24 protein-coding genes and 3 pseudogenes are annotated in these 24,184 nt (G+C 49.4%); 15 read left to right on the forward strand and 12 right to left on the reverse strand.

The features are described from left to right. The first annotated feature begins 331 nt into the window (after positions 1 to 331). On the forward strand, positions 332 to 961 hold the full coding sequence (locus ACF8OF_RS15325) for a LuxR C-terminal-related transcriptional regulator (protein ID WP_024473280.1): 630 nt from the start codon (positions 332 to 334) through the stop codon (positions 959 to 961). Positions 962 to 990: 29 nt separating this feature from the next. Here ACF8OF_RS15325 and ACF8OF_RS15330 read toward each other — a convergent pair whose 3' ends face one another. Continuing rightward, a complete protein-coding gene (locus ACF8OF_RS15330; RefSeq protein WP_262867680.1) occupies positions 991 to 1,548 on the reverse strand; it encodes a hypothetical protein in 558 nt (185 codons plus the stop codon). A 162-nt stretch (positions 1,549 to 1,710) separates the two neighbouring features. Between ACF8OF_RS15330 and ACF8OF_RS15335 the strand changes: the two genes are divergently transcribed. From ACF8OF_RS15335 to ACF8OF_RS15345, 3 genes are read left to right on the forward strand one after another with little or no spacing between them, the layout of a single operon-like run. After that, complete coding sequence (locus tag ACF8OF_RS15335) at positions 1,711 to 2,088, forward strand: ArsC family reductase (RefSeq protein WP_262859346.1); 378 nt, start codon at positions 1,711 to 1,713, stop codon at positions 2,086 to 2,088. Positions 2,089 to 2,103: 15 nt separating this feature from the next. Further along, on the forward strand, positions 2,104 to 3,234 hold the full coding sequence (gene dapE / locus ACF8OF_RS15340; protein WP_274370278.1) for a succinyl-diaminopimelate desuccinylase: 1,131 nt from the start codon (positions 2,104 to 2,106) through the stop codon (positions 3,232 to 3,234). Continuing rightward, positions 3,231 to 3,908, forward strand: coding sequence for a M15 family metallopeptidase (locus ACF8OF_RS15345; protein WP_392497079.1), 678 nt, complete (start codon positions 3,231 to 3,233; stop codon positions 3,906 to 3,908). Before dapE ends, ACF8OF_RS15345 begins: the two co-directional genes overlap by 4 nt. Here ACF8OF_RS15345 and ACF8OF_RS15350 read toward each other — a convergent pair. After that, positions 3,905 to 4,321, reverse strand: coding sequence for a DUF454 family protein (locus ACF8OF_RS15350; protein WP_392497080.1), 417 nt, complete (start codon positions 4,319 to 4,321; stop codon positions 3,905 to 3,907). The genes ACF8OF_RS15345 and ACF8OF_RS15350 overlap by 4 nt on opposite strands. Positions 4,322 to 4,502: 181 nt before the next feature. Further along, positions 4,503 to 6,134: a benzoylformate decarboxylase gene (gene mdlC, locus ACF8OF_RS15355; RefSeq protein WP_392497081.1), complete on the reverse strand. Its 1,632-nt coding sequence runs from the start codon at positions 6,132 to 6,134 to the stop codon at positions 4,503 to 4,505. Between the two features lie 521 nt (positions 6,135 to 6,655). Here mdlC and ACF8OF_RS15360 point away from each other — a divergent pair. The 4 genes and pseudogenes from ACF8OF_RS15360 to ACF8OF_RS15375 all read left to right on the forward strand — a co-directional run bounded on the left by ACF8OF_RS15360 (position 6,656) and on the right by ACF8OF_RS15375 (position 9,235). Then, positions 6,656 to 6,778: a hypothetical protein gene (locus ACF8OF_RS15360; RefSeq protein ID WP_275886619.1), complete on the forward strand. Its 123-nt coding sequence runs from the start codon at positions 6,656 to 6,658 to the stop codon at positions 6,776 to 6,778. Between the two features lie 100 nt (positions 6,779 to 6,878). Beyond that, positions 6,879 to 7,859, forward strand: a pseudogene (locus ACF8OF_RS15365) (acyltransferase family protein); the annotation flags it as partial. A gap of 168 nt (positions 7,860 to 8,027) precedes the next feature. After that, positions 8,028 to 8,852 (forward strand): SGNH hydrolase domain-containing protein, encoded by an 825-nt coding sequence (locus tag ACF8OF_RS15370; protein WP_392497356.1) that lies wholly within the window; start codon positions 8,028 to 8,030, stop codon positions 8,850 to 8,852. 185 nt (positions 8,853 to 9,037) lie between these two features. Next, positions 9,038 to 9,235, forward strand: a complete 198-nt coding sequence (locus ACF8OF_RS15375; RefSeq protein WP_004239956.1) for a YpfN family protein — start codon at positions 9,038 to 9,040, stop codon at positions 9,233 to 9,235. On the opposite strand, the gene ACF8OF_RS15380 is transcribed toward ACF8OF_RS15375, so the two are convergent. From ACF8OF_RS15380 to ACF8OF_RS15390, 3 genes are all read right to left on the reverse strand, one after another. Beyond that, positions 9,222 to 11,228 (reverse strand): tRNA(Met) cytidine acetyltransferase TmcA, encoded by a 2,007-nt coding sequence (locus ACF8OF_RS15380; protein WP_392497082.1) that lies wholly within the window; start codon positions 11,226 to 11,228, stop codon positions 9,222 to 9,224. The two genes, ACF8OF_RS15375 and ACF8OF_RS15380, sit on opposite strands and share 14 nt — an antisense overlap. Positions 11,229 to 11,237: 9 nt before the next feature. Then, the gene (locus ACF8OF_RS15385) at positions 11,238 to 11,690 is read right to left on the reverse strand and encodes a DUF441 domain-containing protein (protein WP_025154808.1); all 453 of its coding nucleotides are present in this window, start codon (positions 11,688 to 11,690) and stop codon (positions 11,238 to 11,240) included. A gap of 103 nt (positions 11,691 to 11,793) precedes the next feature. Then, positions 11,794 to 12,681, reverse strand: a complete 888-nt coding sequence (locus tag ACF8OF_RS15390) for a neutral zinc metallopeptidase (RefSeq protein ID WP_262882347.1) — start codon at positions 12,679 to 12,681, stop codon at positions 11,794 to 11,796. 378 nt (positions 12,682 to 13,059) lie between these two features. Between ACF8OF_RS15390 and ACF8OF_RS15395 the strand changes: the two genes are divergently transcribed. The 4 genes and pseudogenes from ACF8OF_RS15395 to ACF8OF_RS15410 all read left to right on the forward strand — a co-directional run bounded on the left by ACF8OF_RS15395 (position 13,060) and on the right by ACF8OF_RS15410 (position 15,667). Beyond that, positions 13,060 to 13,344: a DinI-like family protein gene (locus ACF8OF_RS15395; RefSeq protein WP_279796504.1), complete on the forward strand. Its 285-nt coding sequence runs from the start codon at positions 13,060 to 13,062 to the stop codon at positions 13,342 to 13,344. A gap of 514 nt (positions 13,345 to 13,858) precedes the next feature. Then, a complete protein-coding gene (locus tag ACF8OF_RS15400) occupies positions 13,859 to 14,284 on the forward strand; it encodes a hypothetical protein (RefSeq protein WP_279796503.1) in 426 nt (141 codons plus the stop codon). An 11-nt stretch (positions 14,285 to 14,295) separates the two neighbouring features. Beyond that, complete coding sequence (locus ACF8OF_RS15405; RefSeq protein ID WP_279796502.1) at positions 14,296 to 14,706, forward strand: hypothetical protein; 411 nt, start codon at positions 14,296 to 14,298, stop codon at positions 14,704 to 14,706. Between the two features lie 249 nt (positions 14,707 to 14,955). Beyond that, positions 14,956 to 15,667: pseudogene (locus tag ACF8OF_RS15410) on the forward strand (integrase core domain-containing protein). Positions 15,668 to 15,896: 229 nt separating this feature from the next. On the opposite strand, the gene purC reads toward ACF8OF_RS15410, so the two are convergent. Together purC and ACF8OF_RS15420 are read right to left on the reverse strand one after the other, a co-directional pair. Beyond that, a complete protein-coding gene (gene purC, locus ACF8OF_RS15415; protein WP_368889189.1) occupies positions 15,897 to 16,610 on the reverse strand; it encodes a phosphoribosylaminoimidazolesuccinocarboxamide synthase in 714 nt (237 codons plus the stop codon). 154 nt (positions 16,611 to 16,764) lie between these two features. Continuing rightward, a pseudogene (locus ACF8OF_RS15420) lies at positions 16,765 to 16,953 on the reverse strand (DUF1963 domain-containing protein); the annotation flags it as partial. 121 nt (positions 16,954 to 17,074) lie between these two features. On the opposite strand from ACF8OF_RS15420, the gene ACF8OF_RS15425 reads away from it, so the two are divergent. Further along, entirely contained in the window at positions 17,075 to 18,229 is a 1,155-nt protein-coding gene (locus tag ACF8OF_RS15425; RefSeq protein ID WP_262862020.1) for an MFS transporter, read from the forward strand. A gap of 24 nt (positions 18,230 to 18,253) precedes the next feature. Here ACF8OF_RS15425 and ACF8OF_RS15430 read toward each other — a convergent pair whose 3' ends face one another. The 3 genes from ACF8OF_RS15430 to dapA form a co-directional block, all read right to left on the reverse strand. Continuing rightward, a complete protein-coding gene (locus ACF8OF_RS15430) occupies positions 18,254 to 19,282 on the reverse strand; it encodes a glycosyltransferase (RefSeq protein ID WP_262882349.1) in 1,029 nt (342 codons plus the stop codon). 264 nt (positions 19,283 to 19,546) lie between these two features. After that, positions 19,547 to 20,596 (reverse strand): outer membrane protein assembly factor BamC, encoded by a 1,050-nt coding sequence (gene bamC, locus ACF8OF_RS15435; RefSeq protein WP_024473295.1) that lies wholly within the window; start codon positions 20,594 to 20,596, stop codon positions 19,547 to 19,549. A gap of 17 nt (positions 20,597 to 20,613) precedes the next feature. Continuing rightward, the gene (gene dapA, locus ACF8OF_RS15440) at positions 20,614 to 21,513 is read right to left on the reverse strand and encodes a 4-hydroxy-tetrahydrodipicolinate synthase (RefSeq protein ID WP_262862022.1); all 900 of its coding nucleotides are present in this window, start codon (positions 21,511 to 21,513) and stop codon (positions 20,614 to 20,616) included. A gap of 317 nt (positions 21,514 to 21,830) precedes the next feature. On the opposite strand from dapA, the gene ACF8OF_RS15445 reads away from it, so the two are divergent. Together ACF8OF_RS15445 and bcp are read left to right on the forward strand one after the other, a co-directional pair. Beyond that, positions 21,831 to 22,373, forward strand: coding sequence for an ACT domain-containing protein (locus ACF8OF_RS15445; RefSeq protein WP_072868492.1), 543 nt, complete (start codon positions 21,831 to 21,833; stop codon positions 22,371 to 22,373). Positions 22,374 to 22,410: 37 nt separating this feature from the next. After that, a complete protein-coding gene (gene bcp, locus ACF8OF_RS15450) occupies positions 22,411 to 22,881 on the forward strand; it encodes a thioredoxin-dependent thiol peroxidase (RefSeq protein WP_004239939.1) in 471 nt (156 codons plus the stop codon). 113 nt (positions 22,882 to 22,994) lie between these two features. On the opposite strand, the gene ACF8OF_RS15455 is transcribed toward bcp, so the two are convergent. Then, positions 22,995 to 24,119 (reverse strand): AI-2E family transporter, encoded by a 1,125-nt coding sequence (locus ACF8OF_RS15455; protein ID WP_392497083.1) that lies wholly within the window; start codon positions 24,117 to 24,119, stop codon positions 22,995 to 22,997. Between the last annotated feature and the right edge of the window lie 65 nt (positions 24,120 to 24,184).

The following is a 24,184-nucleotide window of genomic DNA, read 5'->3' on the forward strand; positions in this document are numbered from 1 at the left end:
AAAGTGTAATATTCATGTAGTTAATGTACTGAAGCTGTTGAAAAAAACAACATATCCCTTGCCGGTTACCTGATAATAGCGACCTTCTCCGGCCAGACCGCCAATTATCTCTTCCTGTCTTAAACCCTGAATGTTATCCCTATAATGTGCTTCATGTTATTAGGGACATTATTATTTTTAAATACTTTGTTATTTGCACATATAACACTTTTGCGTAAAAATTAATTGTCCTGACGATCATAGTCTATTTTTAATTTCAATAATTAATATATCAACTAAATCGTTTTGATTAAAATAATTTCATACCGCACACCCGGCAAGGGAGAACTCTATGCCTCATCACACTATTATGGTTATTGATGACCATCCGTTGTTACGCTATGGTTTTAAAATGCTTTTACAGCCGGATTATGCGTTAACCATCATGCCGGAATTCACTGACAACAATGGTTTGTTCAGTCATATTCATCAGCACACCCCCAGAATGATTATATTAGATATTAATGTTCGTGCGTTTTCCGGCATTGATTTTATTAAAAAGTTACGTCATAAGAAAATCTCCAGCTATATTCTGGTATTTTCACAATCACGGGAGCGGAATGATATATATGCTGCTATTGATGCCGGAGCTGATGGTTATTTATTAAAGAATTGCGATGTTGATTATTTATTAAGTCAGATTAAAAATGCCTTTAAAGGAAAAAAGATTTTCAGTGAGGCGATTTATAAAATTTTGCAGGAACGTGAACACTATCACGATCCGGTCAGTTACCTGACACAACGGGAAGCCGATGTTCTCAAAGAACTGGCCTGCGGGATGAAAAATAAGGAAATTGCACGGGCGTTGTTTATTTCAGAAGAGACAGTGAAAGTTCATATCCGCAATATACTGAAAAAACTGAATGTCTCCACGCGGCTCGCGGCCAGCCTGCTCTATCTGAAATACCGGTTGCCCCGCTGAGAGAGATCCCCGGGATGACAGTTCCGGGGTTACTCACTTTCTTCGTCGATACTCGCCGGTGTCGGGTAATTGAGCAGCTCCAGTGTGCCGTCCGGGTTTTCACGGACATCCACCTGGATAACTTCTTTATTCATCCCCCGGAGAATAGTATCGACCTCACTGTAAGCGTAGCGGATGTTTTTATCATGTGCCCAGTCCGGCATGCCGGTTACACCATAGTAAAAGTACACGGTGCTGATACCGTTGCCCTGTGGCTCTATTGCCTTGATTTTACTGATACGCAGTGCGCCGTAACAAAAATCCTCATGCGTCTGCCAGGCGTCTTTTCCTTTGTCCGTCAGTTGATATTCCACACCGGACGATTCAATCGTTGCACTGATAAAACCAACGGAAGCCAGCGCATTCAGCCGTGAAATCATCCATGGCTCTGACTGACTTGAGCTGAACTGCGGCCATTTATGTTCATCCAGGCACAGTTCGCTGTTTTCGGTAAATTTGAGCTGAAGTTCATTCAGATACACGTCCGTTTGTCCCGCGAGGGTAAAGCTGGCAAATAACAGCGTGCTTCCGGCTAAGTACTCTTTCATCGATCCTGTCTCAACATCTTCCGGATGTTTTTGTCATGGTTATGGCGTAATGCTACCCCACTTTTTTGCATTTATCGAATACTCTCTGCACGTAAGATTCTGGATAACTGCATCAAATTCCCGCATTATGCTATTTTTCGTGTTCACGACAAAGGATAAAAAATGAAAAACACAACCTCCGTCAGCCGGATTTTCGGGATCAAAAACTGCGACACGATGAAAAAAGCCCGTGCCTGGCTGGATGCGCATCAGATAGCCTATGCGTTTCATGATTACCGGCAGGACGGCGCGGATACTGAACTCCTCAGTGAATTTGCCCGTCATATTGACTGGACACTGCTGCTCAATAAACGCGGCACCACCTGGCGTCAGCTGGATAAAACAGAACAGGATGCAGTGACAGATGCACAGTCCGCTATCCGCCTGATGTCAGAGAAACCGGCACTGATCAAACGCCCGGTGCTGATCTCCGCAGATGGTCGCTATCACCTTGGTTTTAAAGCTGATGATTATCAGCAATTTTTCAGCCTTCCTGCCTGAGATAAAGGAAACACCATGCATTGTCCTGTAACAGAACTGGCAAAACAGCTTATCAGCCGGGAATCGGTCAGCCCGGATGATAAAGGCTGCCAGGCACTGATGGCTGAACGCCTGATTGCCGCCGGGTTTACCGTCGAACACATGCCGTTCGGCGACACACAGAATTTCTGGGCATACCGGGGCGGCAGCGGCACAACGCTGGCCTTTGCCGGTCACACCGATGTGGTCCCCCCGGGTGACCTCAGCCACTGGCGTACACCGCCGTTTGAACCGGCACTGGTTGACGGTATGCTGTACGGGCGCGGTGCTGCCGATATGAAAGGTTCGCTGGCGGCCATGATTGTCGCCGCTGAACGTTTCACTGAACGCTATCCGGACTATCCGGGCCGCCTTGCCTTTCTTATCACCTCAGATGAAGAAGCATCAGCCGTTAACGGCACAGTGAAAGTGGTGGATACGCTGATGGCGCGCCATGAAAAGGTGGAATATTGTTTGGTCGGCGAGCCGTCAAGCCAGTCACAATTAGGGGATATGATTAAAAACGGCCGCCGGGGTTCTGTTACCGCAAACCTGACCATTCACGGCACTCAGGGTCATGTCGCCTATCCGCATCTGGCCGATAATCCGGTTCACCGTGCCGCGCCGTTTATACAGGAGCTGGTGGCAGAGCACTGGGACAGCGGCAATCCGTTCTTCCCGCCGACCAGCATGCAGATAGCCAATATCCGCGCCGGTACCGGCAGCAATAATATCATTCCGGGTGATCTGTTTATTCAGTTCAATTTCCGCTTCAGCACCGAATCCACCGCAGAATCACTGGAAGCCCGTATCGCTGCGCTGCTGGAAAAACATCAGCTGAAACATACCATTCACTGGTCACTGTCCGGACATCCGTTCCTGACCCCGGAAGGCCCGCTGACCAGTGCGGTCTGCCGTGCCATCGGTCAGTACTGTAATCTGACACCGGAACTCTCCACCAGCGGCGGAACCTCCGACGGACGCTTTATTGCACGGATGGGCACACAGGTTGTGGAGCTGGGTCCCGTCAACGCCACCATTCATAAAGTGAATGAATGCGTCAGCGCCGCTGACTTACAGCAGCTCAGCCGTATCTATCAACGGATTATGGAGCAGATCCTGCTATGATGACCTTTGAAATGCTGACCGGGCAGACCCGTGATCATGTCATTAATTTTGCCGGTAATCATCATCTGCAATTTAATGCCACCAAAGCGTTTCTCGCCATGCAGAAAGCGGCGGCAACCGCCGGATTTAAGCTGATGCCCGCCAGTTCCTTCCGGGATTTTTCCCGTCAGCAGATTATCTGGAATGAAAAATTTACCGGGATCCGCACCGTCAATGATGCTGAAAACCGCCCGCTGGATGTCTCAGCGCTGTCAGAAGCGGAGCGTTGTCAGGCGATCCTGCGCTGGTCTGCTATTCCGGGTGCCAGCCGTCACCACTGGGGAACAGAGATCGATTATTACGATCCGTTCCGTCTGCCTGCTGACACCGCCCTTCAGCTTGAGCCTTGGGAGTATGAGGAAGGCGGCTATTTTGCCGCCCTTTCCGCCTGGCTGGCGGACAATATGGCACAGTTTGATTTTTATCTGCCGTTCACACAGCGCCAGACCGGCGGTGTGGCTTATGAACCGTGGCATATCAGCTACTGGCCGCTCTCTTATGAGGCGGAGCAGCTTTACACCCCGGAAACGCTTGAAAGGGTGCTGAAAACACAGGATATCGCCGGTAAAACATGGTTACTGGCTAATCTTGACGCAGTTTATCAGCAATATATCACATTACCGGAAAGCCATTAATCCGGTGATTTCTCCTCCGGCACCGGAGTCTTCTCCGGCGCCATGTCATCTGTTTCCGGCAGACGCAGCATAAAGATCAGCAGCCAGACCAGAATACACAGCAGTAACAGCCGGATATAAATCAGTTTCACCAGCAAGAGCGATACCGCGAACGTCAGCAGGATCACGATGACTGCCCGCCGTTTTGCTTTGCGCGGCAGGCCTTTGTGCGTCTGCCAGTGACGGATGTAGCCGCCGAACCAGGAACGGTACAGCAGCCAGTGATGGAACCGGGGGGATGAACGGGAGAAACACCACGCTGCCAGCAGCAGGAACGGCGTTGTCGGCAAAACCGGCAGCACGACCCCCAGCGTTGCCAGGATGACGGCAATCCAGCCTGATAACAGCAGCAGTATACGGGTGAACGGCTTCACGTCCTGAGCCTCCGGTAATGAGAATGCAACTCAATGTTATCGTTGCGTAACATCTTATTCAACCGGCTTGTGACCATTAATGATGATCCGGCAACAAAACGGCGCTCTGTTCCGCACAGAGCGCCGCTCAGACTACCGGCAGTAAGGTGACTGTCAGCGAATCAAATGATTGATACTGATATCACATCAGCGGCGGCACTGAAGGCAGGATCGGCACGACGAGCACAGTCGGCCCCTTACGCTGTAATGCGGATTTGCAGGCCGCAATCACCTCAGCTTCAGTTTCTGCCCGGACCGCTGTACAACCGTAACCGGTGGCAAGAGCCGCAATATCCAGCCCCGGGATATCCAGGCCCGGCACCCCCGGCGTCTCTTCCAGTACCGCGAAAGATTTCAGAATACCGTACTGCCTGTTTTCCGGAATAACAAACAGGATCGGTAACTGATGCTGTGCGGCAGTCCATAATCCCTGCACAGAATACTGCATGGAGCCGTCACCGATAATCGCCGCTACAGGACGGTTACGCCCGCTGTCACGCTCACCGAGGGCAATCCCCGCACTGGCCGGTAATGTCCAGCCGAGTGACCCGCTGGCAAAGGTGTAGAATGAGTCCGGTTTATCCACCGGCCAGGCGGCATGCAGTTCTGCGAGGTTAGAGGGGGATTCCTCGGTCAGAATCGTCTCTTCCGGCATGGCGCTTCTGACTGCCCGGAACAGCTGTGAGGCACTCAGTGCCCCGTCAGATACCGCTTCCGGCGCAGCAGGATGCGGTGCCATGCCGTGCGGCTGTCTGGTGACAGCGGCTGCCTGCGCCGGGCGCGCCGTCACCCGATCCGTTAACTGCTCAACCGCCAGTACCGCATCACTCAGCAGACTATCCCCGACCGGCGCCCGTCCCGCTTCCTGCGGATCATCGGTGATATGCAACAGCCGCAATCCGGACGGGATATAGTCACCGGCCACATACGGGTAATAGCGGAAAACCGGCGCACCGATGACCAGCGCCACATCGTACCCGGTGAGCTTATCCGAGAGCGGTTTCATGGCAAACGGCAGGCCGCCTGCATACAGCGGATGTGATTCCGGAAACGGCGGACGCTCGGAGGCCGGTGCCGAAAACACGGGGATATTCAGTTTTTCCGCCAGCCGGATCCCCGCTTCCCAGCCCTCACCCCGGGCAAGAGATGCGCCGTAGATCAGCACCGGATTTTTCGCCTGCGACAATACCTGTGCGAATTCCCGTATCCGCACCGGATCAGCACTGATACGATGAGACACCGTACGGACAACCGCGGTATCCGTTTCAGCCGGTTTGTCCCAGTCATCCAGCGGGATCGATAAAAATACCGGACCTGCCGGGGGTTGCAGCGCCATGGCATAGGCCCGCATAAACGCAGCCGGGACATCTTCCGCCCGCACCGGCTGATAACTCCATTTCACCCACGGCTCCGGCAGAGTTTCGGGCTTAATATTGGTCAGCCACGGCTCCATCAGCAGCATGTCACGGGTCTGGTTACCGGCGGTAATAATCAGCGGCGTGCGGTTCATATACGCGGTGAGGATATTACTCATTGCGTTACTCAGCCCGGCAGAGGTATGCACATTCACCAGTGCGACCTGACGGGTGGATTGCGCATAGCCATCAGCGGCGGCTACCGCAGAGGATTCATGTAGTGTCTGGATATAACGAAAATCTGCCGGAAAATTTTTCAGAAAGGTTTCTTCTGTCGAACCGGGATTACCAAAAACCGTGGTGATATTCAGTTGCCGGAGTAATTCAAACGTTACCTGACGGATTGTTTTTCCCATCATAATGCTCCCGTAAAATCATTATTCCGCTGGTAGTGAATATACCGGCGGATGAAAAGGCATACAGACTGACTTATCTGAATGACAACAATTTTTCCTGAAATAACAATAACAAGCAGCAGAGAAAATAAGGATCCGAAACCGGAAAATTAAACTATCCCAGACTCTATTACAGCGGAAAATAAAGATCAAACCGCCGCGCTGAGCCGCTGTTGCGGGTTATCAGGCCGGCAGAATGGTTATTTCTGATATAAAGCAGAGATATAGAGGTAAGACCAGATAACAGCACCATAAAAAAGCAGAATAATACACCTGACGGAGCCGGTTGCGAGTCAACAAAGCGATAACATGCTGACGGTTTATGAATCCGTTACAGTATCGTTTAACTCAGCGCTGTTATTGTCTGCCGCGTGGTACCAATTGGTTATTTTGGTTTTTTTCGGCTCTCTGCGGGTGCAGAGAGCTTTTTTTTTGTTTTCGGTATACTATCCGGACAATTGCAACCGTTTATGTACAGAGGTCATATGCTGAAAATAGTCTGCTTTATTGCTGTTATTCTGCTGTCAGGTTGTGCCGGGGTGGGCATCGGCGCATCCGGAGGCTCAGAAGGCGTGTCTGCGGGAATAGGTACGGGCATCGGTTTTTAATCCGGTCAGTCATCAGCGCATTACCGGCTTCTTTTGTTCATAGAGGCTGTCATATACCTGTGATATACTTTGCGGAATTAATATAAATAACTGATTAACTATGTCAATTAAATACAGATCAGATATCGACGGGCTGAGAGCAATAGCGGTTCTCTTTGTTGTTATATTCCACAGCTATGACAATCTGATCCCATCCGGGTTTATTGGTGTTGATATATTTTTTGTCATCTCGGGATTCTTAATCTCATCAATAATAAAACAACAACTTATTGACAAGAACTTTTCATTTCCGGATTTTTACAGACGTCGTCTCTGGCGGCTGCAACCTGCGCTGTTATTGGTAATGTTATTCGTTCTGGTGATAACATCAATATTTTATTTACCGGATGACTATATTGATGTCATGAACAGTGAGAAATATACCTCATTGTTTTTATCAAATCAGTATTTTTCACGGGTAACGACAAGTTATGCCGCTCAGGATTCCGTCTACCTTCCGCTTTTACATACCTGGTCACTGGCAATTGAATGGCAATGGTATCTTCTGATGCCGCCTGCGCTGTTTTTATTGCACACATTATGCCGCCGCTATCATTTCAGTATCGTGCGGGTGATTTCCTTACTGACGATACTGACCGTCATTCTGTCCCTGTTTTTGTCAGATAATTACCCGGATAAAAGTTATTATTTATTTTCATCCCGTATTTTTGAGTTTATGGTCGGTGTGACCATTGCTTATATGCCTGAAAAAACAAATAATAAAAAATCAGTCTGTAATATATTGTCAATTGCCGCTTTTGCCGTATTAATATTAATCGCCAGCTGTGATGCGGTATTACCGGGTTATCCTAATTTTTATACTGTTGCTGTTTGTGCCTGTGCTGCGGTCATCATTTATACAGGGCAATACAAAACGATTATCAGCAGAATACTGTCAATCAATATTGTTGTATTTATTGGTGCTATATCATACTCACTTTATTTATGGCATTGGCCTGTTTTTGCTGCTGCACGTTACACCGGTTATTTCGATACCAATACAGAGAAACTGGCCGCAATGTTTATTACGCTGATTTTCTCTTATTTATCTTATGCCTGCATTGAAAAAAGATTCAGAAAATCTCAGCTGCGCTTTGCATATACCTTTCTGATTTTATTTATTATTCCTGTCATCATCACACTGACATTAAGTAAAATCACTGTAAAACATGACGGATTCAGTTTCAGGCTCGGAGATGCGTATCTGAAAATGGAAAACGTACTGAAAGACCATCATTATGACAATCGTCCGTTATGCCTCAGTAATGATAATGCGGTAGCCGACGGTGTCTGCCATATAGGGAAAAAAGGGGCGGATAAAAAAGCCTTTTTATTTGGCGACTCTCATGCCAACCATTTTTGGGGCTTTATGGATGTCATCGGAAAAGATGCCGGTATGGATATCCGGGCACAAGCGACATCATCCTGCCTGACACTGCCGGGCGTCTATCTTTATGACTGGTGGAATTATAAAAACACCGTGTACCAACGCTGTTATGATGATACTCAGCAGTATTACAATGATATCAGAACAGGACATTATGATTATGTCATTATTGGTGAGGTCTGGAGTAACTATGCCGGTGATCATGTCATCAATCAGACCGGTGATACCCGATCAACCGGGGAATCCCGGTCACGCACAGAAAAAGCATTACGTGAAGCGCTGGATATTATTGTAACCTCCGGTGCCAAACCGGTTATTATCAAAACCATTAATCCGATGCCGCATAATTTTATGACCTGTTTTTATCAGAATGTAAAATTACGCCGTGATTACCGCAGTAATCACTGTGGTGCCGGCCAATTTAATGGTGATGAGCAGGAATGGTTCAGCCGGTTATTTGTAAAACTAAAGAATGAATACCCATCGCTGACGATCATTGATCCCAAAGATGTTCAATGTCATAACGGGCGTTGCCTGACCGATATTGACGGCATTCCGGTTTACCGTGATGTCGGACATTTAACCGACTACGCTTCCGTTATTTTCGGCACCTGGTATTTAAATAAATACCCGAACCCGTTTAAATAACAGGAAACAGCAATGGCGGTATCACCGGAATGTCATGGTGTGCCGCCGGGAAAAGGTCATCAGGAAATGTTATTCAGTGCATGGCAGGTGTGATAATCTGCTGTGATGGTTTTGAATTCATTTTGAATGATAATAACGTATTGATTTTAATTAATTGATAATGACAGACAAAAAAGGTAACAACAATGCATTGGTTAGCAGACTACTGGTGGGTCATCCTGGTACTGTTCGTCGGCGTGATCCTGAATGCCATTAAAGATCTCAAACGGGTGGATCACAAAAAATATCTGCAGAACCGCAGGGAACTACCGCCTCACCGTGATAATAATGCGCAGTGGGATGATGAGGATGACTGGCCGGATAATAAATCTAAAAAGCCCTGATGTCCGCTGCTGTCTGCTGCGCCCACTCAGGGCGCAGTGTCTGCAGTATCACGGCCGTTTCCTGCCGCTGCGCATTAAGCAATGCCTTTTTCCCGCTGATGTGGCGCGCTTTCAGTATCTCCGGTTTACCGGACAGCAACTGTGATAATTCCCCGGTCTGTGCCGGATATGCCCTTTGCAGAAGTACCAGTGCCGGCTCTGCCACCGCCTGTGGTTTGGCAGCATACGCAAACCCGGCCAGCATCCGCCATTCCCGTTCATTGAGTGATTCAGCCTGAACCGGCGGTACCGGTGAAAATCCCCATATCTGAGAAAAAACCGCGCAGTCGCGGACAAACTGCTGTTCTGCGGCATTTGTCAGTGCCTGTCCGGCAGACGTCAGCGGCAGCAACAGCATTGCGGTGTAACATCCGCTGCCTGCTTCCGGATGTGTGCCCATACGGGCAAAACGAAAACCGCAGGATGTCCAGAATGCAGCCAGTTCCGGGGTATAGCCAAAGCTGACGGACAGATAGTCCATACCGCTGTTTTTTGCCGCCTCTGCCGCCAGCTGTAATAACTGATGCCCCAGCGCGTTACGCCGGTAACCTGCATGGACGGCAATACGGCTGATACGACGTGAATGCAGTTGTGCCGCCTGCGGGAAGTAACTGTGTGCCGCCAGTGATTGTGCCAGCAGGTTTCCGCGCGGCCGCCGCGTTCCCGCCCAGACAGAGTGGGTCAGTGCCGCCGGTAAGCCGCCCTCGTCTGTCAGCCAGAGTGCCGCCGTCACCTGCTGCCGGTGGCGGAACAGCGCGAAATGCTGTCCCGGCGCATCCGCCAGACGCCGTAAATCCAGCGGGGACGTCCGGTAATGTGCCGCCGTCAGCAGGCCGTAAAATCCGGACAGTAAATCCGGGTCATCACATAACCCCTGCTGTGTTACGGACTGATATTCACACTCACCCGCCGGTGTGATTTTTTCTGCCGGTTCGGTAAGCAGCAGAGCCTCATCCAGCCAGGCTTCCGCCGGGTCATGCTCTGCCCAGCGCACCGGCTGCGTCAGCGTCAGTGCGGTAAACTTCGGCAGTGAATGGCAGAATTTCAGCAGAAATCCCCGTCCGGTGCCTTCATAGCCCTGAACAGTGGTCAGCAGCAGCACACGGGGAAACACCGCCGTAAAACGGCTGAGCAGCGGCAGCGGGATCATTGCCGCTTCGTCAATCACCAGCCAGCCGTATGTGCTGACATCCGCCGTTTCTGCCAGTGTCAGTAAATTATCCGGAGCGATAAATTCTGTTTGTTGTGGATCATGAAGATAGCGCTGTATCACTGTGACAGTGGCTTTCGCCGGGGCACACAATAAATGACGGCCCGGCGCTTCTGCCAGGAACAGACCGGCTACAGCAGATTTTCCCCGTCCTCTGGCTGCGGTCAGACAGAATATGCCGCGTTCCGCGCAGCGGAGTTGCGCCAGTATCTGCTGCTGTGCCGCTGTCGGCGTGCCGTCCGGCGGCAGCCACTCAGGTTGCGGCGGCAGCAGTGTCATATCAAATGACCGGTCTTCATACCGGCAAAGATGGGCAGGATTGTTGAGTGTACGGGCGAAATGACGCATAAAGTGCGGCGCGGGGATCATCTGCCCGCCATCATTCCAGCGCAGACTGTCCTCATCCGGCCGGGTCTGCCACTGTGATTCCGGCGGCAGCAGCAGGATCAGCCAGCTGCCCGCCTGTAATGTACCGGTCAGCATAGCCAGTGCTTCGCTGTGAAGCCCGCGCCGGGCATCAAATAGGCCGTGGAGGAATTCCTGCCCCAGCAACAAACGGGCTTTTTCCGCCGGTATACCGCCGGGCAGCTGAGCGGAAATCACCGGCCAGTCACCGGGAGCCGCGTCCCTGATTTCCCGCAGCCGCGATTCACACCAGTTGTCGCTGCCGCTCAGTACCCACAGACGGCGGATACCCTGTATGCGGAGCTGTTCTGTGCAGGCGTGAAACAGTGCGGGTAACATAGAAAACCGCTACATCTTACCGACAAGCAGTGACAGGATCCCCGCCGCAATCAGCGGCCCGACCGGCACGCCCCTGAACAGCGCGACACCGATAATCGTCCCCACCAGCAACCCGGCAACGGTGGACGGCTGGTTACTCATCAGGGTGACTCCGCGGCTGCCGAGCCAGGACACCAGAATGCCGATCGCTATCGCCAGCAATGATTTCCAGTTCAGAAAGGAGCCTAAAACATCATTGGCACTGATTTTTCCGCTGGCAATCGGTGCCATCACGCCCACGGTCAGAATGAGGATCCCCAGCTTGAGGCCGTATTTTTCCACAAACGGGAAATAGCCGTTAAGCGGCGTGATGCGCACTGCCAGCAGAAAAAGAATGGCCAGGGTTACTGTCATATTATTACTGATAAGCCCGAGCCCGGCTAAGACCAGGAGGATAATCAGGGTCGGGTCAATATTACTCATAGCAGATCCTGCGTGTCGGGGGGAATGAAAGGCGCCAATAGTATGCCGTTATACGATGATAATCAAACTCTGCCGGTTTTGCAGGGAAAACCGGCAGAAAGGCTTATTTCAGTGCGGAAAATGTGTCACATTGCGCAATATCACCACTGTCAAAACCGCGTTTGAACCACTCATAACGTTGTGCGGAGGTTCCGTGTGTGAAACTGTCCGGGATAACCCGTCCCTGACTCTGTTTTTGCAGGCGATCATCCCCGATGGCCTGTGCCGCATTCAGGGCATTTTCCAGATCACCGTTTTCGAGGATCCCGGCTTTTTCCATTTCATGGCCCCAGATCCCGGCAAAACAGTCAGCCTGTAATTCCATTTTCACTGACAGGCGGTTTGCCTCTTTCTGACTGCTGCGCTGCTGGCGCTCACGTACCTGACGATCGATACCGAGCAGGTGCTGAACATGGTGTCCCACTTCATGAGCGACCACATAGCCCTGCGCGAAATCCCCGCCCGCCCCTAATTTGGTGCGCATATCGTCATAGAAAGAGAGGTCGATATAGACTTTCTGATCAGCCGGACAATAAAACGGTCCCATCACCGCCTGCCCCGCACCACAACCGGTCGGGGTTGCGCCCCGGTACAGCACCAGTTTCGGCTCACGGTACTGCCGGTTCATCTGTGCGAATTTTTGTCCCCAGACCGCTTCGGTTTCCGCCAGCATCACGCCGGTAAATTCCGCCTGTTTCTGCTCCTGCGCACTGCTCTGTACCGGACGCTGCTGTGAGGTGGTCTGCCCGATATTAACCGGGTCACCGGTCACCAGGCCGGTCAGGTCAATACCGTAAAAACCAGCCACGACCACAATAACAATCACAACCAGTCCGGCTTTGCCGCGTGGCAGCGGAATACGCGGCCCGCCGGCGGAACCGCCCGGAATTCTGCCCCCCGCACTGCGGCGGTCTTCAATATTGTCGCTCTGGCGACGCCCTTGCCAACGCATGATGATTCTCTGCTTATCGGATAATAGTCGGATAACCACATAGTACAGAGAAAATGAAGTGAGGAAAAATGCTTCTTTCTTTCAGGGGAGTGATAAATCCGCTTAACGCCGGTGATAAGCGGGTTTTGTTATCACCGGCAATGCATTCAGGAGAGGAATGATCCACATAAAATAAATTTAATTTAATATCAATATATTAAATTAAATTACCGGTTAAAAATAAGATTTATGAGCGCGCACATGTACAAAAAAATCACACACCATAACCTACTGTATGCGCCCACATATCTGATGATTACCGATGGCTACTTTTGACATTCATCAACTACACGCCTAAATTTCACTGTGTATCCAAACAGTAAATTAAGAGGTGATCACATGCTCCGTATTGATGTTATTTTTAGCAGCAACCAAAAGGAGATGATACCACCTGGTACATTTGAGGTGTTAGAAAAAGAAATTGACCGAAAGTTTCGTGCTCAGTATCAGGATATGAACGTTCGTATTGCGTGGGGAACCAATGCGTCGATGTCAGTAACCGGCGGGAAAAATGATAAGGACAATAAAAAAATAAAAGAGATACTGCAGGAGATTTTCGAGGACGGCAGCTGGGTACCGGAAATGGCAGATGTTTCTGATGATGTAGAATATTTTGATAAGTAAGCGATATCCGCTCCACCGGCGCGGCTTTATCTGTACTTAATTCCTTCCCCCACCCCCACAGGCAATGGGCTGATATTTGTTGTATAGGCTGGTGATGGCATCCGTATTTCGCTTTATCACTGCACCGTCACCTTATCAGTTCTCTAAAGGTGAATGGAGCATTATATTGAGGTTCTTACAATAAACAGCTATTAATATAAGATATATATTATTTATAATAACAACCTCAACCATCCCATTTGAAATAATACTTAGCTCAATAATATTGACATATCATTAACAATCAGTGAGTGACCAAAATTAGTTAAAAAAATAAAATACCAATTATTAAGGATAATTATCTTTTATATATTGCATATGGTGACACTTAATATCATATGACATATATTTCATACAACAATGTGAACGACAACTAAAAGATAGGAGGTATCATGTAGGTTCATCTGTATCGATTTGCAATTATTGTCTTATGTTGGGATAAATTGATTATCAATAAATAAATGAGGTGGTTGTTATGGATGGAAAAGAAAATTGCGTAACATGCAATAAATTAAGTGACGATGAAATCACAAATAGAAATAGTACTCGGGGAGGTACATATACTGTTATTAACTTTTCATCAACAAAATTATCATCTGTACGAGTTGACTTTAAAGTTAAAGGATTCAAAGATAATAGTAAAACATTTTATAATTTACAAAAAATGACTGGAACTGATACCCACGATGTTAAATATGAAATAGGGCTTGGCTCCCCATCAAATTATTGGGAAATTACAATAGAAAGAAACAACGTTAAGTATTTTGGAAAAATTAAGTGTGATTTTAGATCATGGGATGATAGATTTTTGATATTATATATAGATCAATACAATACTGTCTATTTTTTATTTACAGACTCAGGAACATGCTCACTTAAATTAAACCAAAAAACAAATTAAAGGAACTTACAATGAACAATGATCAAAATGATACTTTAGATTTGCAAGAACGCGCCAAGACTGAAAAACATGGTACATTCATTATCTGTAACCAATCACATGATACTCTGGAGAAAATTTATTTAACTCACTCAAGAAATAATTACCTCCCAGAAGAATACACCTTATCTGGCTGTAAATCACTTGAAGTAACCGAAGCAAAAGAATTTAATTACATTACTGGCTCCGGCTCTCCTTTTGACTACTGGCATATTAAAGTAGAAACAGAAGAGGGCATATTCGAAACCAAATCAAATTTCTATTGTAGTGTTAAGGATTCTGATGACGGGAATGTTCTGATTGTGATTATAATGGGAAAATCAGGTGGAAACGCTTATTTTTATTTTTCTGATTCATCCTCATGCTCAGTTGGATTGAATTGATTTTAAATTAATATATCACATCTAGAATATAACCAGCTAACATCCTTTAAATTCTAGTTATTAGTTAGATAGTACTAATGCAGAGTCTCTCAATAGAACTCTGCGTTAGTATTTCATATACTACTCATCTTATTTTATAATTTCTACCGAAAATACCAATAAATCGTCAATTGTAAGTATCCCGGGAAAAAGTCCCATTCACTTTCAGAGATCTTCATCCATACTGATATGTATTCTGAGGAGATCGCTATGCGCAAAGCCCGATTTACTGAACATCAGATTATCGCCGTTCTGAAATCCGTCGAAGCCGGACGGACAGCCAAAGATGTCTGCCGTGAAGCCGATATATCCGAAGCCAGCTACTATAACTGGAAAGCCAAATACGGCGGAATGGAAGCGCCTGATATTAAAAAATTAAAAGATCTTGAGGAAGAAAACCGGCGTTTAAAACAGATGTTTGCTGACCTGAGTCTTGAGTGCCGGGCACTGAAGGATGTTATCGAAAAAAAGCTTTAAAAACAGCGGTAAAGCGGGAGCTTGTCAGCTATCTTATTGAACAGTATTCGATGAGCATCCGTCACGCCTGCCGGGCCTTATCGCTGTATTGGACAGAATCGTTGCAACACGCGGATACCCGGTGAAAATGCGGATGGATAATGGTCCGGAGCTTATATCACTGACACTGGCACATTGGGCGGAAGAGCATGGCGTGATACTGGAATTTATTAAACCGGGTAAACCGACTCAGAATGCCTTTATCGAACGTTTTAACCGGACATACCGGACCGAAATACTGGATTTTTATCTGTTCCGGACACTGAATGAAGTATGGGAGATCACGGAACACTGGCTGAGGGAATATAACCGGGAGCGTCCACATGAATCCCTGAATAATCTGACACCGGAAGAATACCGGTTATTAGCTGAAAATAACGAAATCTCAAAAAGTGTGTGGAACTGAAACGGGTGTACTTACAACTTCAATCAACTATAAAATATGTACACTCATGTGTACATAAATATTATGAGCCATCGTGGAACATCATTTAATTTCGTGGGAAAAACACGACCAACGATAAAAATAATTACGCCACTTCAATATGATATATGAAATATTGTGGCGTATCATGGTTTGCTATGTGCTTCCGCTTTTCTTGATGGGGCTTTTATTTCATTCAGGAGGTGAATGATTAATCCAGCTCCACACCCAGACGGCGTGCCACTTCCTCATAGGCTTCAATCAGGCCACCCAGGCTCTGACGGAAGCGGTCTTTATCCATTTTATCCAGGGTTTCTTTATCCCACAGACGGCTGCCGTCCGGTGAAAACTCATCACCGAGTACGACCTGACCTTTATACAGGCCGAATTCCAGCTTGAAATCCACCAGAATCAGCCCGGCGTCATCAAACAGGCGGGATAACACGTCATTGGCGATGTAGCTCAGGCGTTTCATTTCCGCGAGGTTTTCCCGGCTGACCCAGCCAAAGGTTTCGCAGTAGGATTCATTGATCATCGGGTCATGTTTGGCGTCATTTTTCAGGAACAGGTCAAAGATGGGCGGATTCAGCACCATCCCCTCTTCCACGCCCAGACGTTTCACCAGCGAACCGGCAGCGCGGTTCCGGATGACACACTCCACCGGCACCATATCCAGTTTTTTCACCAGAATTTCGGTATCGGATAACAGACGTTCCATCTGAGTCGGGATACCGGCTGCTTCCAGCTTACCCATAATAAAGTGGTTGAATTTATTATTGACCATGCCCTTGCGGTCAAACTGCTCGATGCGCTCACCATCCAGTGCTGATGTATCATTACGAAATTCCAGAATCAGCAGATCAGGATTATCCGTGGTGTAGACCGTTTTGGCTTTTCCACGATACAGTTCAGCATGTTTTTGCATCTTGCACTCTCCAGACAGGATTAATAATAGGCGTATCGCCTGACACGGAATATTCTCCCTCAGAATGAGGCAATAAGCAATCGTTTGCGTAAGAAAAGATCCCGCCCCGGAAAGCGACCGGTGTACAGTACATCCCCGCACACCTTATCAATACTCAGGTACAGTCCCGGTTATAGACCACACGGGAGAAGTCCGCTTTTTTCAGATCGTCCGGACAGATAAAGAAATTGCCGATACCGCAGTCACCCCACAGGATATCCACGTCACCACTGCCTGAATCGAGCTGCAGTAACAGGACCGACGGCTCAACCCATTCCTCATAGAAATCGTCGCCCCCGAACTCATCCTCAAAATCATAGAGTTCATCACGGTTGAAAAATGAGGGTAACTTTCGTCTGAAAAAAAATGATTAATCATCCTATAATGATTCAGGTTATAAATGAATATAGTAAAGGTTGTTGTGAATGAGTGATGTAATTGCAGTAACGCCGCCCGCCGTACCGGCCCGGCGGGAACAGATGGCTACCCGCGCGCTCTTTTTTGTTGCCGGTTTTGCCTCCGCGGCCTGGGCGGCACTGGTGCCGTTTGCCAAACTGAACACCGGCGTGAATGACGGGGTTCTCGGGTTATTGCTCCTCTGCCTCGGTGGCGGTGCGCTGGTCGCCATGCCGCTGACCGGCGTACTGACCACCCGTTTCGGCTGCCGCCTAGTGATGACCGTTTCCGTTATCCTGCTCAGTATTACCCTGCCGCTGCTGGCGGTCATTGATCACACCGGATTGCTGGCTCTGACGCTGATTATTTTCGGCATGGGGATCGGTATTACCGACTGTGCCATGAATATTCAGGCCATTATTGTTGAAAAAGCGGCACCAAAACCGATGATGTCCGGTTTTCACGGGTTCTACAGTGTCGGCGGTATTGCCGGTGCGGGTGCCATGAGCGGCTTTATGCTGGCGGGAATGGGGGCATTACAGGCCGCCGGAGCCGTGACGGCGGTTTGTCTTCTGCTGCTGGCTCTCAGTTATAAAGGTATGCTGGATTACGCCTGGCCGTCAGAAGGCCCGGCATTTGCTGTGCCGCGTGGTGCGGTATTGCTGATAGGGATTATCTGCTTCGCCACCTTTCTGGCTGAAGGCAGTGTGCTGGACTGGAGTGCGGTTTTCCTGACCGAGTATCGTCATGTGCCGGAAAGCATGGGCGGGCTGGGCTTTGCCTGCTTCGCGGTGCTGATGTCCCTCGGGCGGCTGACCGGCGACAACATTGTTGCGGTACTCGGACGTTCACAGGTGGTACTGTGGGGCGCTCTGCTGGCTGCCGGGGGTCTTTTGCTGAGTGTGCTGAGTGACAACTGGCTGTTGGCGCTTGCCGGTTACGGGCTGATCGGCCTGGGGTGTGCCAACGTAGTACCGGTGATGTTTTCCGCTATCGGCCGCCAGACCAGTATGCCGCAGGCCGTTGCCGTCCCGGCGGTAACCACTCTGGGTTATCTCGGTATTCTGGCAGGACCCGCGTCTGTCGGGCTGATTGCTTACCGCTTTACCCTGCCCGCCGCGCTGCTGGCGGTGGTGGCGCTGTTATTGCTGGTCGCGTTGCTGTCGCGCAAAGTCCGGATGTAATGAATACAACAATCTCACCGGTCATCAGACCGGTGTTGCGGTGTTCTCCGCCGCGTCTTTCAGGATCGCTTTCAGGCGCGGATAACGGCGGGCCAGCCGCCAGCGCAGCCGCAAATCTTTGGCGTTATCCCAAATCAGTGACCAGATCCCGCGATCAAACAGTTCGCGCACAACGTCCTGTTTCACCTCCGGCGATTCTATATCACTGATGGTGTGCAGGATCCCCAGCCCTTCTTTGGAAATCTGCCAGTAACAGGCCGGAATCTGCTTCACAATATCCGCATGACGCTGATTAATATCGTCCAGCATTTCCAGAATTTTCATGTAATTGTGAATTGTCCGTACCCGGATTTTATCGTCCGGTGGTGTATGCGATACCGATTCGGAATGGATAAGGTAATCGTAATAGCGTTCATCAATATATTCCACCCGTTCAGCGGTCAGCAGCAGTTCGGTTGTCCACGGAATGTCCTGATGGTGCAGGCCCGGTTCAAAGTAATAGCCCTGCTCACGCAGAAAATCAGTGCGGTACAGGTTCAGCCAGGTGACATGCAAAAATTTCCGGGAGTTAAGTGCCCGTTTCAGCCAGTCCGGTCCGGACATAACGCCGGTGGAACGCAGACGATCCGGCGGGAAAATCGGTTGCGGCTCGCGTCCGTCTTCATAAATATAGGAGCCATTGCAGGTTACCACATCCAATTTTCCGGCAAGGGCAATGTCCAGCAGACGACCGTACATCTGCGGGTGAATGACATCATCAATGTCCGGAAAAGTGACGTACTTTCCTTTTGCGGCGGCAAAACCGGTATTCCGTGCCACAGAAACGCCCTGATTTTCCTGCTCCAGGACAGTGACTGACGGGAATTTATCCTGCCATTCACGCAGTACAGCATCCGTATTATCTTTGGAGCCGTCATTAACCAGGATCAGCTCGCAGGAAGGAAGTGTTTGTTTCAGCAGGCAGTCAAAAAACTGAGGAAGAAATTTTTCCCCGTTATAGACCGCAACAACAATGCTCAGTAAAGGTTGTGAAAAGTCTGAAAATACGTTCATGGCAGCCCGGTCAGTTACGAATAGCCGGATATTCAGCAGACTGTGCAGCTGAATACGGCAATAACATAGTTATAATTTTTAAATATAACCGGAGAGTCTGGTATAAACGTGGCTGATAATGCGGAATGACAGGCAGGGAATAATAATTTATCTTATAAATTATCAGTTTATGTATCAATTCATTACAGAGTAAAAAAATACCGGCCATTAACAATGACCGGTATCAGTAATTATATCTGCACGCTTATATGTCGTGTAAATATATTATTTTACAGATGATTTGCTGAATGCCGCTTCCAGCGCTTTCACCATTTCATCGTTTTCTTTCTGTGTCAGCGGTTTCCCTTTGGCACTGATAAACTGCAGGCTGCTGCGGTTATCCAGGTCACCGACCTGTAAGGTGTAATCACCTTCGGCTACTGACGGATCATCCATACCCAGGCTGCTCCACTCTGCAGAACTCAGCCCTTTGTATGTCACTTCAATGTTCCCGGTGGAACGGGTACGGTCGCCCACTTTCATGCCGACACTTTCCAGCACAACCGGCAGACGGGACCAGACCACATCAAACGGCGCACGGACAATAATCTGCGGCAGACCGGTCTTATCACTGCCGCTCTGAACATCCGGTGCGGCATACTGTGACGCATTGGTTTCCTGACGCGCGGCATTACGCATACGATCAAGGCCGTCCACCAGCTCATTGAGTGTCAGGTTGTTATAACGGGTGATTTCCGTTTTGTCAGTCACCGGGTTTTCACCCTGCTTCAGACCTTCGCTGGTCACAACAACCGCCACCTGTGAACCGGCCGGTTCGATTTTGATGCGCTGGCGGGACTGTAACGGCAGATCTTCATCCGCACGCTGCCAGACAATCCAGTCAGTGACAATCACGCCACCGGCTTCATCACGCTGGCTGACCGGCACTGAACGATCAGCCAGAACGCGGTTGATCTGCGCCCACAGCGTTCTGTTTTCCGCTGAATTCTCCAGCAGAAGACGGCTTGCGTCCCCTGCTGTTTCAGTACGGGAACCTGCTAACAGGCTGACAGTCTGTACCGGCGGACGGATGTCCAGCGCCAGACCGGTCGCACCATCCTGCTTAACCTGAGGAATATCATACTGACCGCTCTGCAGCGGCAGGATCATCCCCTGAGGAACATTCAGCGCCTGTAACTGCGGCGCATCCAGGTACGAAGTATCGCCGCTGACCTGACGCTTGTAGTGCTGATCGCCGGAGCAGGCTGCCAGTAATAAAACCACGGAAAGACCAGCGAGCTTCGTAACCTTTGATTTTTGCAGTAGTGTTGCCATTCAGATTCCCTAAAATATTATCGTATGCCCGCCGTCTTCATGGCACGACCGACCGTATTCTGCCCCGCTTCCGTGAGCGGTAACAGCGGCAGACGCAGTGTCTGCTCTGCGATCAGACCGAGCTGATGACAGGCCCATTTTACCGGTGACGGGCTTGGCTCACAGAATAATGTGTGATGCAGGTCCATCAGTTGATTATTAATCACACGCGCACGGTCAAAATCCCCGCGCAGGGCAAGATCAAACATCTGTGCCATTGCTGCCGCAGCCACGTTGGCTGTCACAGAAATCACACCTTTGCCGCCCAGGAGGGTGAAATCCAGTGCTGACGCGTCATCACCGCTGAGCAGAATGAAGTTTTCATCATTCACCAGGGTTTTGATTTCATTCACACGGCTTAAGTTCCCGGTCGCCTCTTTAATTGCGACAATATTGTCCAGTTTTGCCAGCCGGGCAACAGTGGCAGGTAACATATCACAGCCGGTGCGCGTTGGCACATTATACAGAATTTGCGGTAATGCGGTATTCTCTGAAATCACTTTAAAGTGCTGATACAGACCTTCCTGTGACGGACGGTTGTAATACGGGGTGACGGTCAGACATGCCGCCACACCGCTGTTTTCAAATTGTTCCGTAAACCAGACGGCTTCGTTGGTTGCGTTCGCGCCGGTACCGGCAATCACCGGAATACGGCCTTCCGCGAATTCAAGTGTCGCCAGCACCACATCCACATGTTCCTGATGTGACAGTGTGGCGGACTCCCCGGTGGTTCCGACAGCCACAATGGCGGACGTACCTGCCGCGACATGGTAATCCACTAATTTCCGGAGCCCCGCCTTATCAACACGACCCTGTGTGTCCAGTGGTGTAACCATCGCAACAATACTGCCTTTTAAAACATCATTTATGTGTGACATGTACGAAACCCTCATAATCGGATAAATATAGGACAACATTTTAATGGTACTTGTTCGGAGCGCAGAAAAAAACACCCTAACTGTACGTTTTTAATGAATTTTGTTAATACCCGGCGGCACACCTTAAAAAGAAGTAATAATGCCCGCTTTTTTCACCGGTAAAACGGCGGAACACATGATAACGTGTCTGTATCCGGCAGGTTTGATATGCCGCAATCATTTGATTATTACCGCAGAGCACACAACAGGTTATTGCTATCGGCCTTATCTTTCTTTATGTTTAACAGATTCACGGTGTCATGAAGAGGAATGTGGGTTTGCCGCAACGCGATCAGCAATATCTGGTTATCACTGCACTGGGACGGGATCGCGCAGGGATTGTGAATGCGATTACCCGTCATGCCGGAGAGTGTGACTGTAATATCGAAGACAGCCGCCTGGCGATTTTCGGTGAGGAGTTCACGTTTATTATGATGCTGTCAGGCAGCTGGAATGCCATTGCCATGCTGGAAGCGACCCTGCCGGTACTGGCAGCGGAGCTTGACCTGCTGACGGTCATGAAACGGACACAGCGCGGGCATCAGCCTGCGGCGACCACCGGTGTCAGTGCGCAGGTCACCGTACCTGATGCCGCCGGGCTGGTGGAACGCTTTACCAATCTGTTTATGAGACTGGATTACACCCTGGCTGAACTGGTGTCCAAAACCCGGCCGGAGGATGAGACAGACGCAGTACTGCTGGAGATTCAGATCACCGCGCATCACCCGACAGGGGAAAACAACGCGGTGCTGCAGCAGCAGTTTTACCGTCTTTGTGCTGAGTTACAGGCCGAAGGCACTATTACCCTGATGAATCATTAATGTTTGTGTTTATTATTACGTTTACGGAGAGTGTGTAATGAGCCCATTGAACGCCGGTGATAAGGCGCCCCTGTTCAGCCTTCCCGACCAGGATGGTGAATCAATCAGCCTGGCCGATTATGCCGGTCAGCGTGTGCTGGTGTATTTTTATCCCAAAGCCATGACGCCGGGCTGTACTGTCCAGGCATGCGGTCTGCGCGACAATATGGATGAACTGAAACAGTTCAATGTTGAAGTGCTGGGGATCAGTACAGACAAACCCGAAAAACTGTCCCGTTTCGCGGAAAAAGAGTTACTGAATTTTACCCTGCTGTCTGATGAAGACCATGCGGTTGCTGAAGCATTTGGAGTCTGGGGTGAAAAACAGTTTATGGGGAAAACCTATGACGGTATTCACCGCATCAGCTTCTTAATCGGTGCTGACGGTAAAATCGAGCATGTTTTTGATAAATTCAAAACCAGCGACCACGACCAGGTTGTGCTTGAATACCTCAAAGCCCACAGCTGATTAATCAGTCTGCCCCGCTATAAACACCATCTTAACCCATGGTGTTTTTTTATGGCTGATATCTGATATAAAAACACCGGCATCATCATACCGGTGTTTTTTATTGTGTCAGATTACGCCTGCCCGGACATATTGTTATCCGGTACGGTTTTGTCCGGTACGGTTTTGTCCGGTATTGTGTCGTCCGGCACTTTCTCTTCCGGCCAGGAGTGGATCACGGCTTTAATCAGCGTTGCCAGCGGGATAGCAAAAAACACGCCCCAGAATCCCCACAATCCGCCGAAAATAATAATCGACAGAATAATCACCAGCGGATGCAGATTCACCGCCTCAGAAAAGAGGATCGGTACCAGGATATTGCTGTCCAGCCCCTGCACCACCAGATAGGCGATAAACATCGTCCAGAAATCCGAATCCAGTCCCCACTGGAACAGCCCGACCAGAACCACCGGCACCGTCACAATCACGGCCCCCACATACGGGATAAGGACCGACAATCCGACCAGCACACCCAGCAGCAGAGCATAATTCAGGCCGACCACCGCGAAAACGATATACGTACAGACACCAACAATAATCATCTCGGTGACTTTGCCGCGGATATAGTTAGAAATCTGCTGATTCATCTCCACCCACACTTTCCCGGCCAGTGAGCGGTTACGCGGCAGAATACGCTGAAAACCGCGCAGCAGCTGTTCTTTATCTTTCAGTAAAAAGAACACCATCAGCGGCACCAGAATCAGATAAATCGTCAGCGCCAGTAATCCCACCAGTGATGCCAGCGACATTTTCACCACCGAATCCCCGACCGAGAGCAGCTTGCTGCGGGCATTATCGAGGATCATATCCATCAGCCCGACATCCATCAGTGCCGGGAAACGATTCGGCAGTTCGCGGGCGAACTCATTGAAACGGCTGAACATATTCGGCATATCCAGCAGCAGGTTGCGCCCCTGTCCCCAAACCGTCGGCGCGAGGATAAAGATCACCAGTACACTGACCCCGATAAACAGCGTCAGGATCAGCATAATCGCCAGCTTACGCGAACAGCCGTGCTTTTCCATCTGATGAATCGGCCACTCCAGCAGATACGCCAGCACAATCGCCACCAGCAGCGGCGCTAAGATACCGCTGAAAAAATAAATAATTCCGAAACCCGCCAGTAAAATAACGGTCAAAGCAACTGCCTGCGGATCGGCAAAACGTCGCCGGTACCACTGAATAATTAAATCTAACATGACCTGCTCCCGGGATTAACGGCAAAATATGACAAATCCTGCCCACCGGGCAGACTGTGTGAGGA

The organism is Morganella sp. TYF_1, assembly GCF_043105645.1.
Classification (GTDB): domain Bacteria; phylum Pseudomonadota; class Gammaproteobacteria; order Enterobacterales; family Enterobacteriaceae; genus Morganella; species Morganella morganii_B.

What these genes read in the sequence shown, in the direction of transcription:
- dapE (WP_274370278.1), top strand. Translation starts at nt 2,104, where the DNA reads ATGCATTGTCCTGTAACAGAACTGGCAAAACAGCTTATCAGCCGGGAA.
- ACF8OF_RS15405 (WP_279796502.1), top strand. Translation starts at nt 14,296, where the DNA reads ATGAACAATGATCAAAATGATACTTTAGATTTGCAAGAACGCGCCAAG.
- ACF8OF_RS15425 (WP_262862020.1), top strand. Translation starts at nt 17,075, where the DNA reads ATGAGTGATGTAATTGCAGTAACGCCGCCCGCCGTACCGGCCCGGCGG.
- ACF8OF_RS15380 (WP_392497082.1), bottom strand. Translation starts at nt 11,228, where the DNA reads ATGTTACCCGCACTGTTTCACGCCTGCACAGAACAGCTCCGCATACAG.
- bamC (WP_024473295.1), bottom strand. Translation starts at nt 20,596, where the DNA reads ATGGCAACACTACTGCAAAAATCAAAGGTTACGAAGCTCGCTGGTCTT.
- ACF8OF_RS15385 (WP_025154808.1), bottom strand. Translation starts at nt 11,690, where the DNA reads ATGAGTAATATTGACCCGACCCTGATTATCCTCCTGGTCTTAGCCGGG.
- ACF8OF_RS15430 (WP_262882349.1), bottom strand. Translation starts at nt 19,282, where the DNA reads ATGAACGTATTTTCAGACTTTTCACAACCTTTACTGAGCATTGTTGTT.
- bcp (WP_004239939.1), top strand. Translation starts at nt 22,411, where the DNA reads ATGAGCCCATTGAACGCCGGTGATAAGGCGCCCCTGTTCAGCCTTCCC.
- dapA (WP_262862022.1), bottom strand. Translation starts at nt 21,513, where the DNA reads ATGTCACACATAAATGATGTTTTAAAAGGCAGTATTGTTGCGATGGTT.
- ACF8OF_RS15345 (WP_392497079.1), top strand. Translation starts at nt 3,231, where the DNA reads ATGATGACCTTTGAAATGCTGACCGGGCAGACCCGTGATCATGTCATT.
- purC (WP_368889189.1), bottom strand. Translation starts at nt 16,610, where the DNA reads ATGCAAAAACATGCTGAACTGTATCGTGGAAAAGCCAAAACGGTCTAC.
- ACF8OF_RS15400 (WP_279796503.1), top strand. Translation starts at nt 13,859, where the DNA reads ATGGATGGAAAAGAAAATTGCGTAACATGCAATAAATTAAGTGACGAT.
- ACF8OF_RS15330 (WP_262867680.1), bottom strand. Translation starts at nt 1,548, where the DNA reads ATGAAAGAGTACTTAGCCGGAAGCACGCTGTTATTTGCCAGCTTTACC.
- mdlC (WP_392497081.1), bottom strand. Translation starts at nt 6,134, where the DNA reads ATGATGGGAAAAACAATCCGTCAGGTAACGTTTGAATTACTCCGGCAA.
- ACF8OF_RS15370 (WP_392497356.1), top strand. Translation starts at nt 8,028, where the DNA reads ATGGAAAACGTACTGAAAGACCATCATTATGACAATCGTCCGTTATGC.
- ACF8OF_RS15395 (WP_279796504.1), top strand. Translation starts at nt 13,060, where the DNA reads ATGCTCCGTATTGATGTTATTTTTAGCAGCAACCAAAAGGAGATGATA.
- ACF8OF_RS15455 (WP_392497083.1), bottom strand. Translation starts at nt 24,119, where the DNA reads ATGTTAGATTTAATTATTCAGTGGTACCGGCGACGTTTTGCCGATCCG.
- ACF8OF_RS15375 (WP_004239956.1), top strand. Translation starts at nt 9,038, where the DNA reads ATGCATTGGTTAGCAGACTACTGGTGGGTCATCCTGGTACTGTTCGTC.
- ACF8OF_RS15390 (WP_262882347.1), bottom strand. Translation starts at nt 12,681, where the DNA reads ATGCGTTGGCAAGGGCGTCGCCAGAGCGACAATATTGAAGACCGCCGC.
- ACF8OF_RS15360 (WP_275886619.1), top strand. Translation starts at nt 6,656, where the DNA reads ATGCTGAAAATAGTCTGCTTTATTGCTGTTATTCTGCTGTCAGGTTGT.
- ACF8OF_RS15325 (WP_024473280.1), top strand. Translation starts at nt 332, where the DNA reads ATGCCTCATCACACTATTATGGTTATTGATGACCATCCGTTGTTACGC.
- ACF8OF_RS15335 (WP_262859346.1), top strand. Translation starts at nt 1,711, where the DNA reads ATGAAAAACACAACCTCCGTCAGCCGGATTTTCGGGATCAAAAACTGC.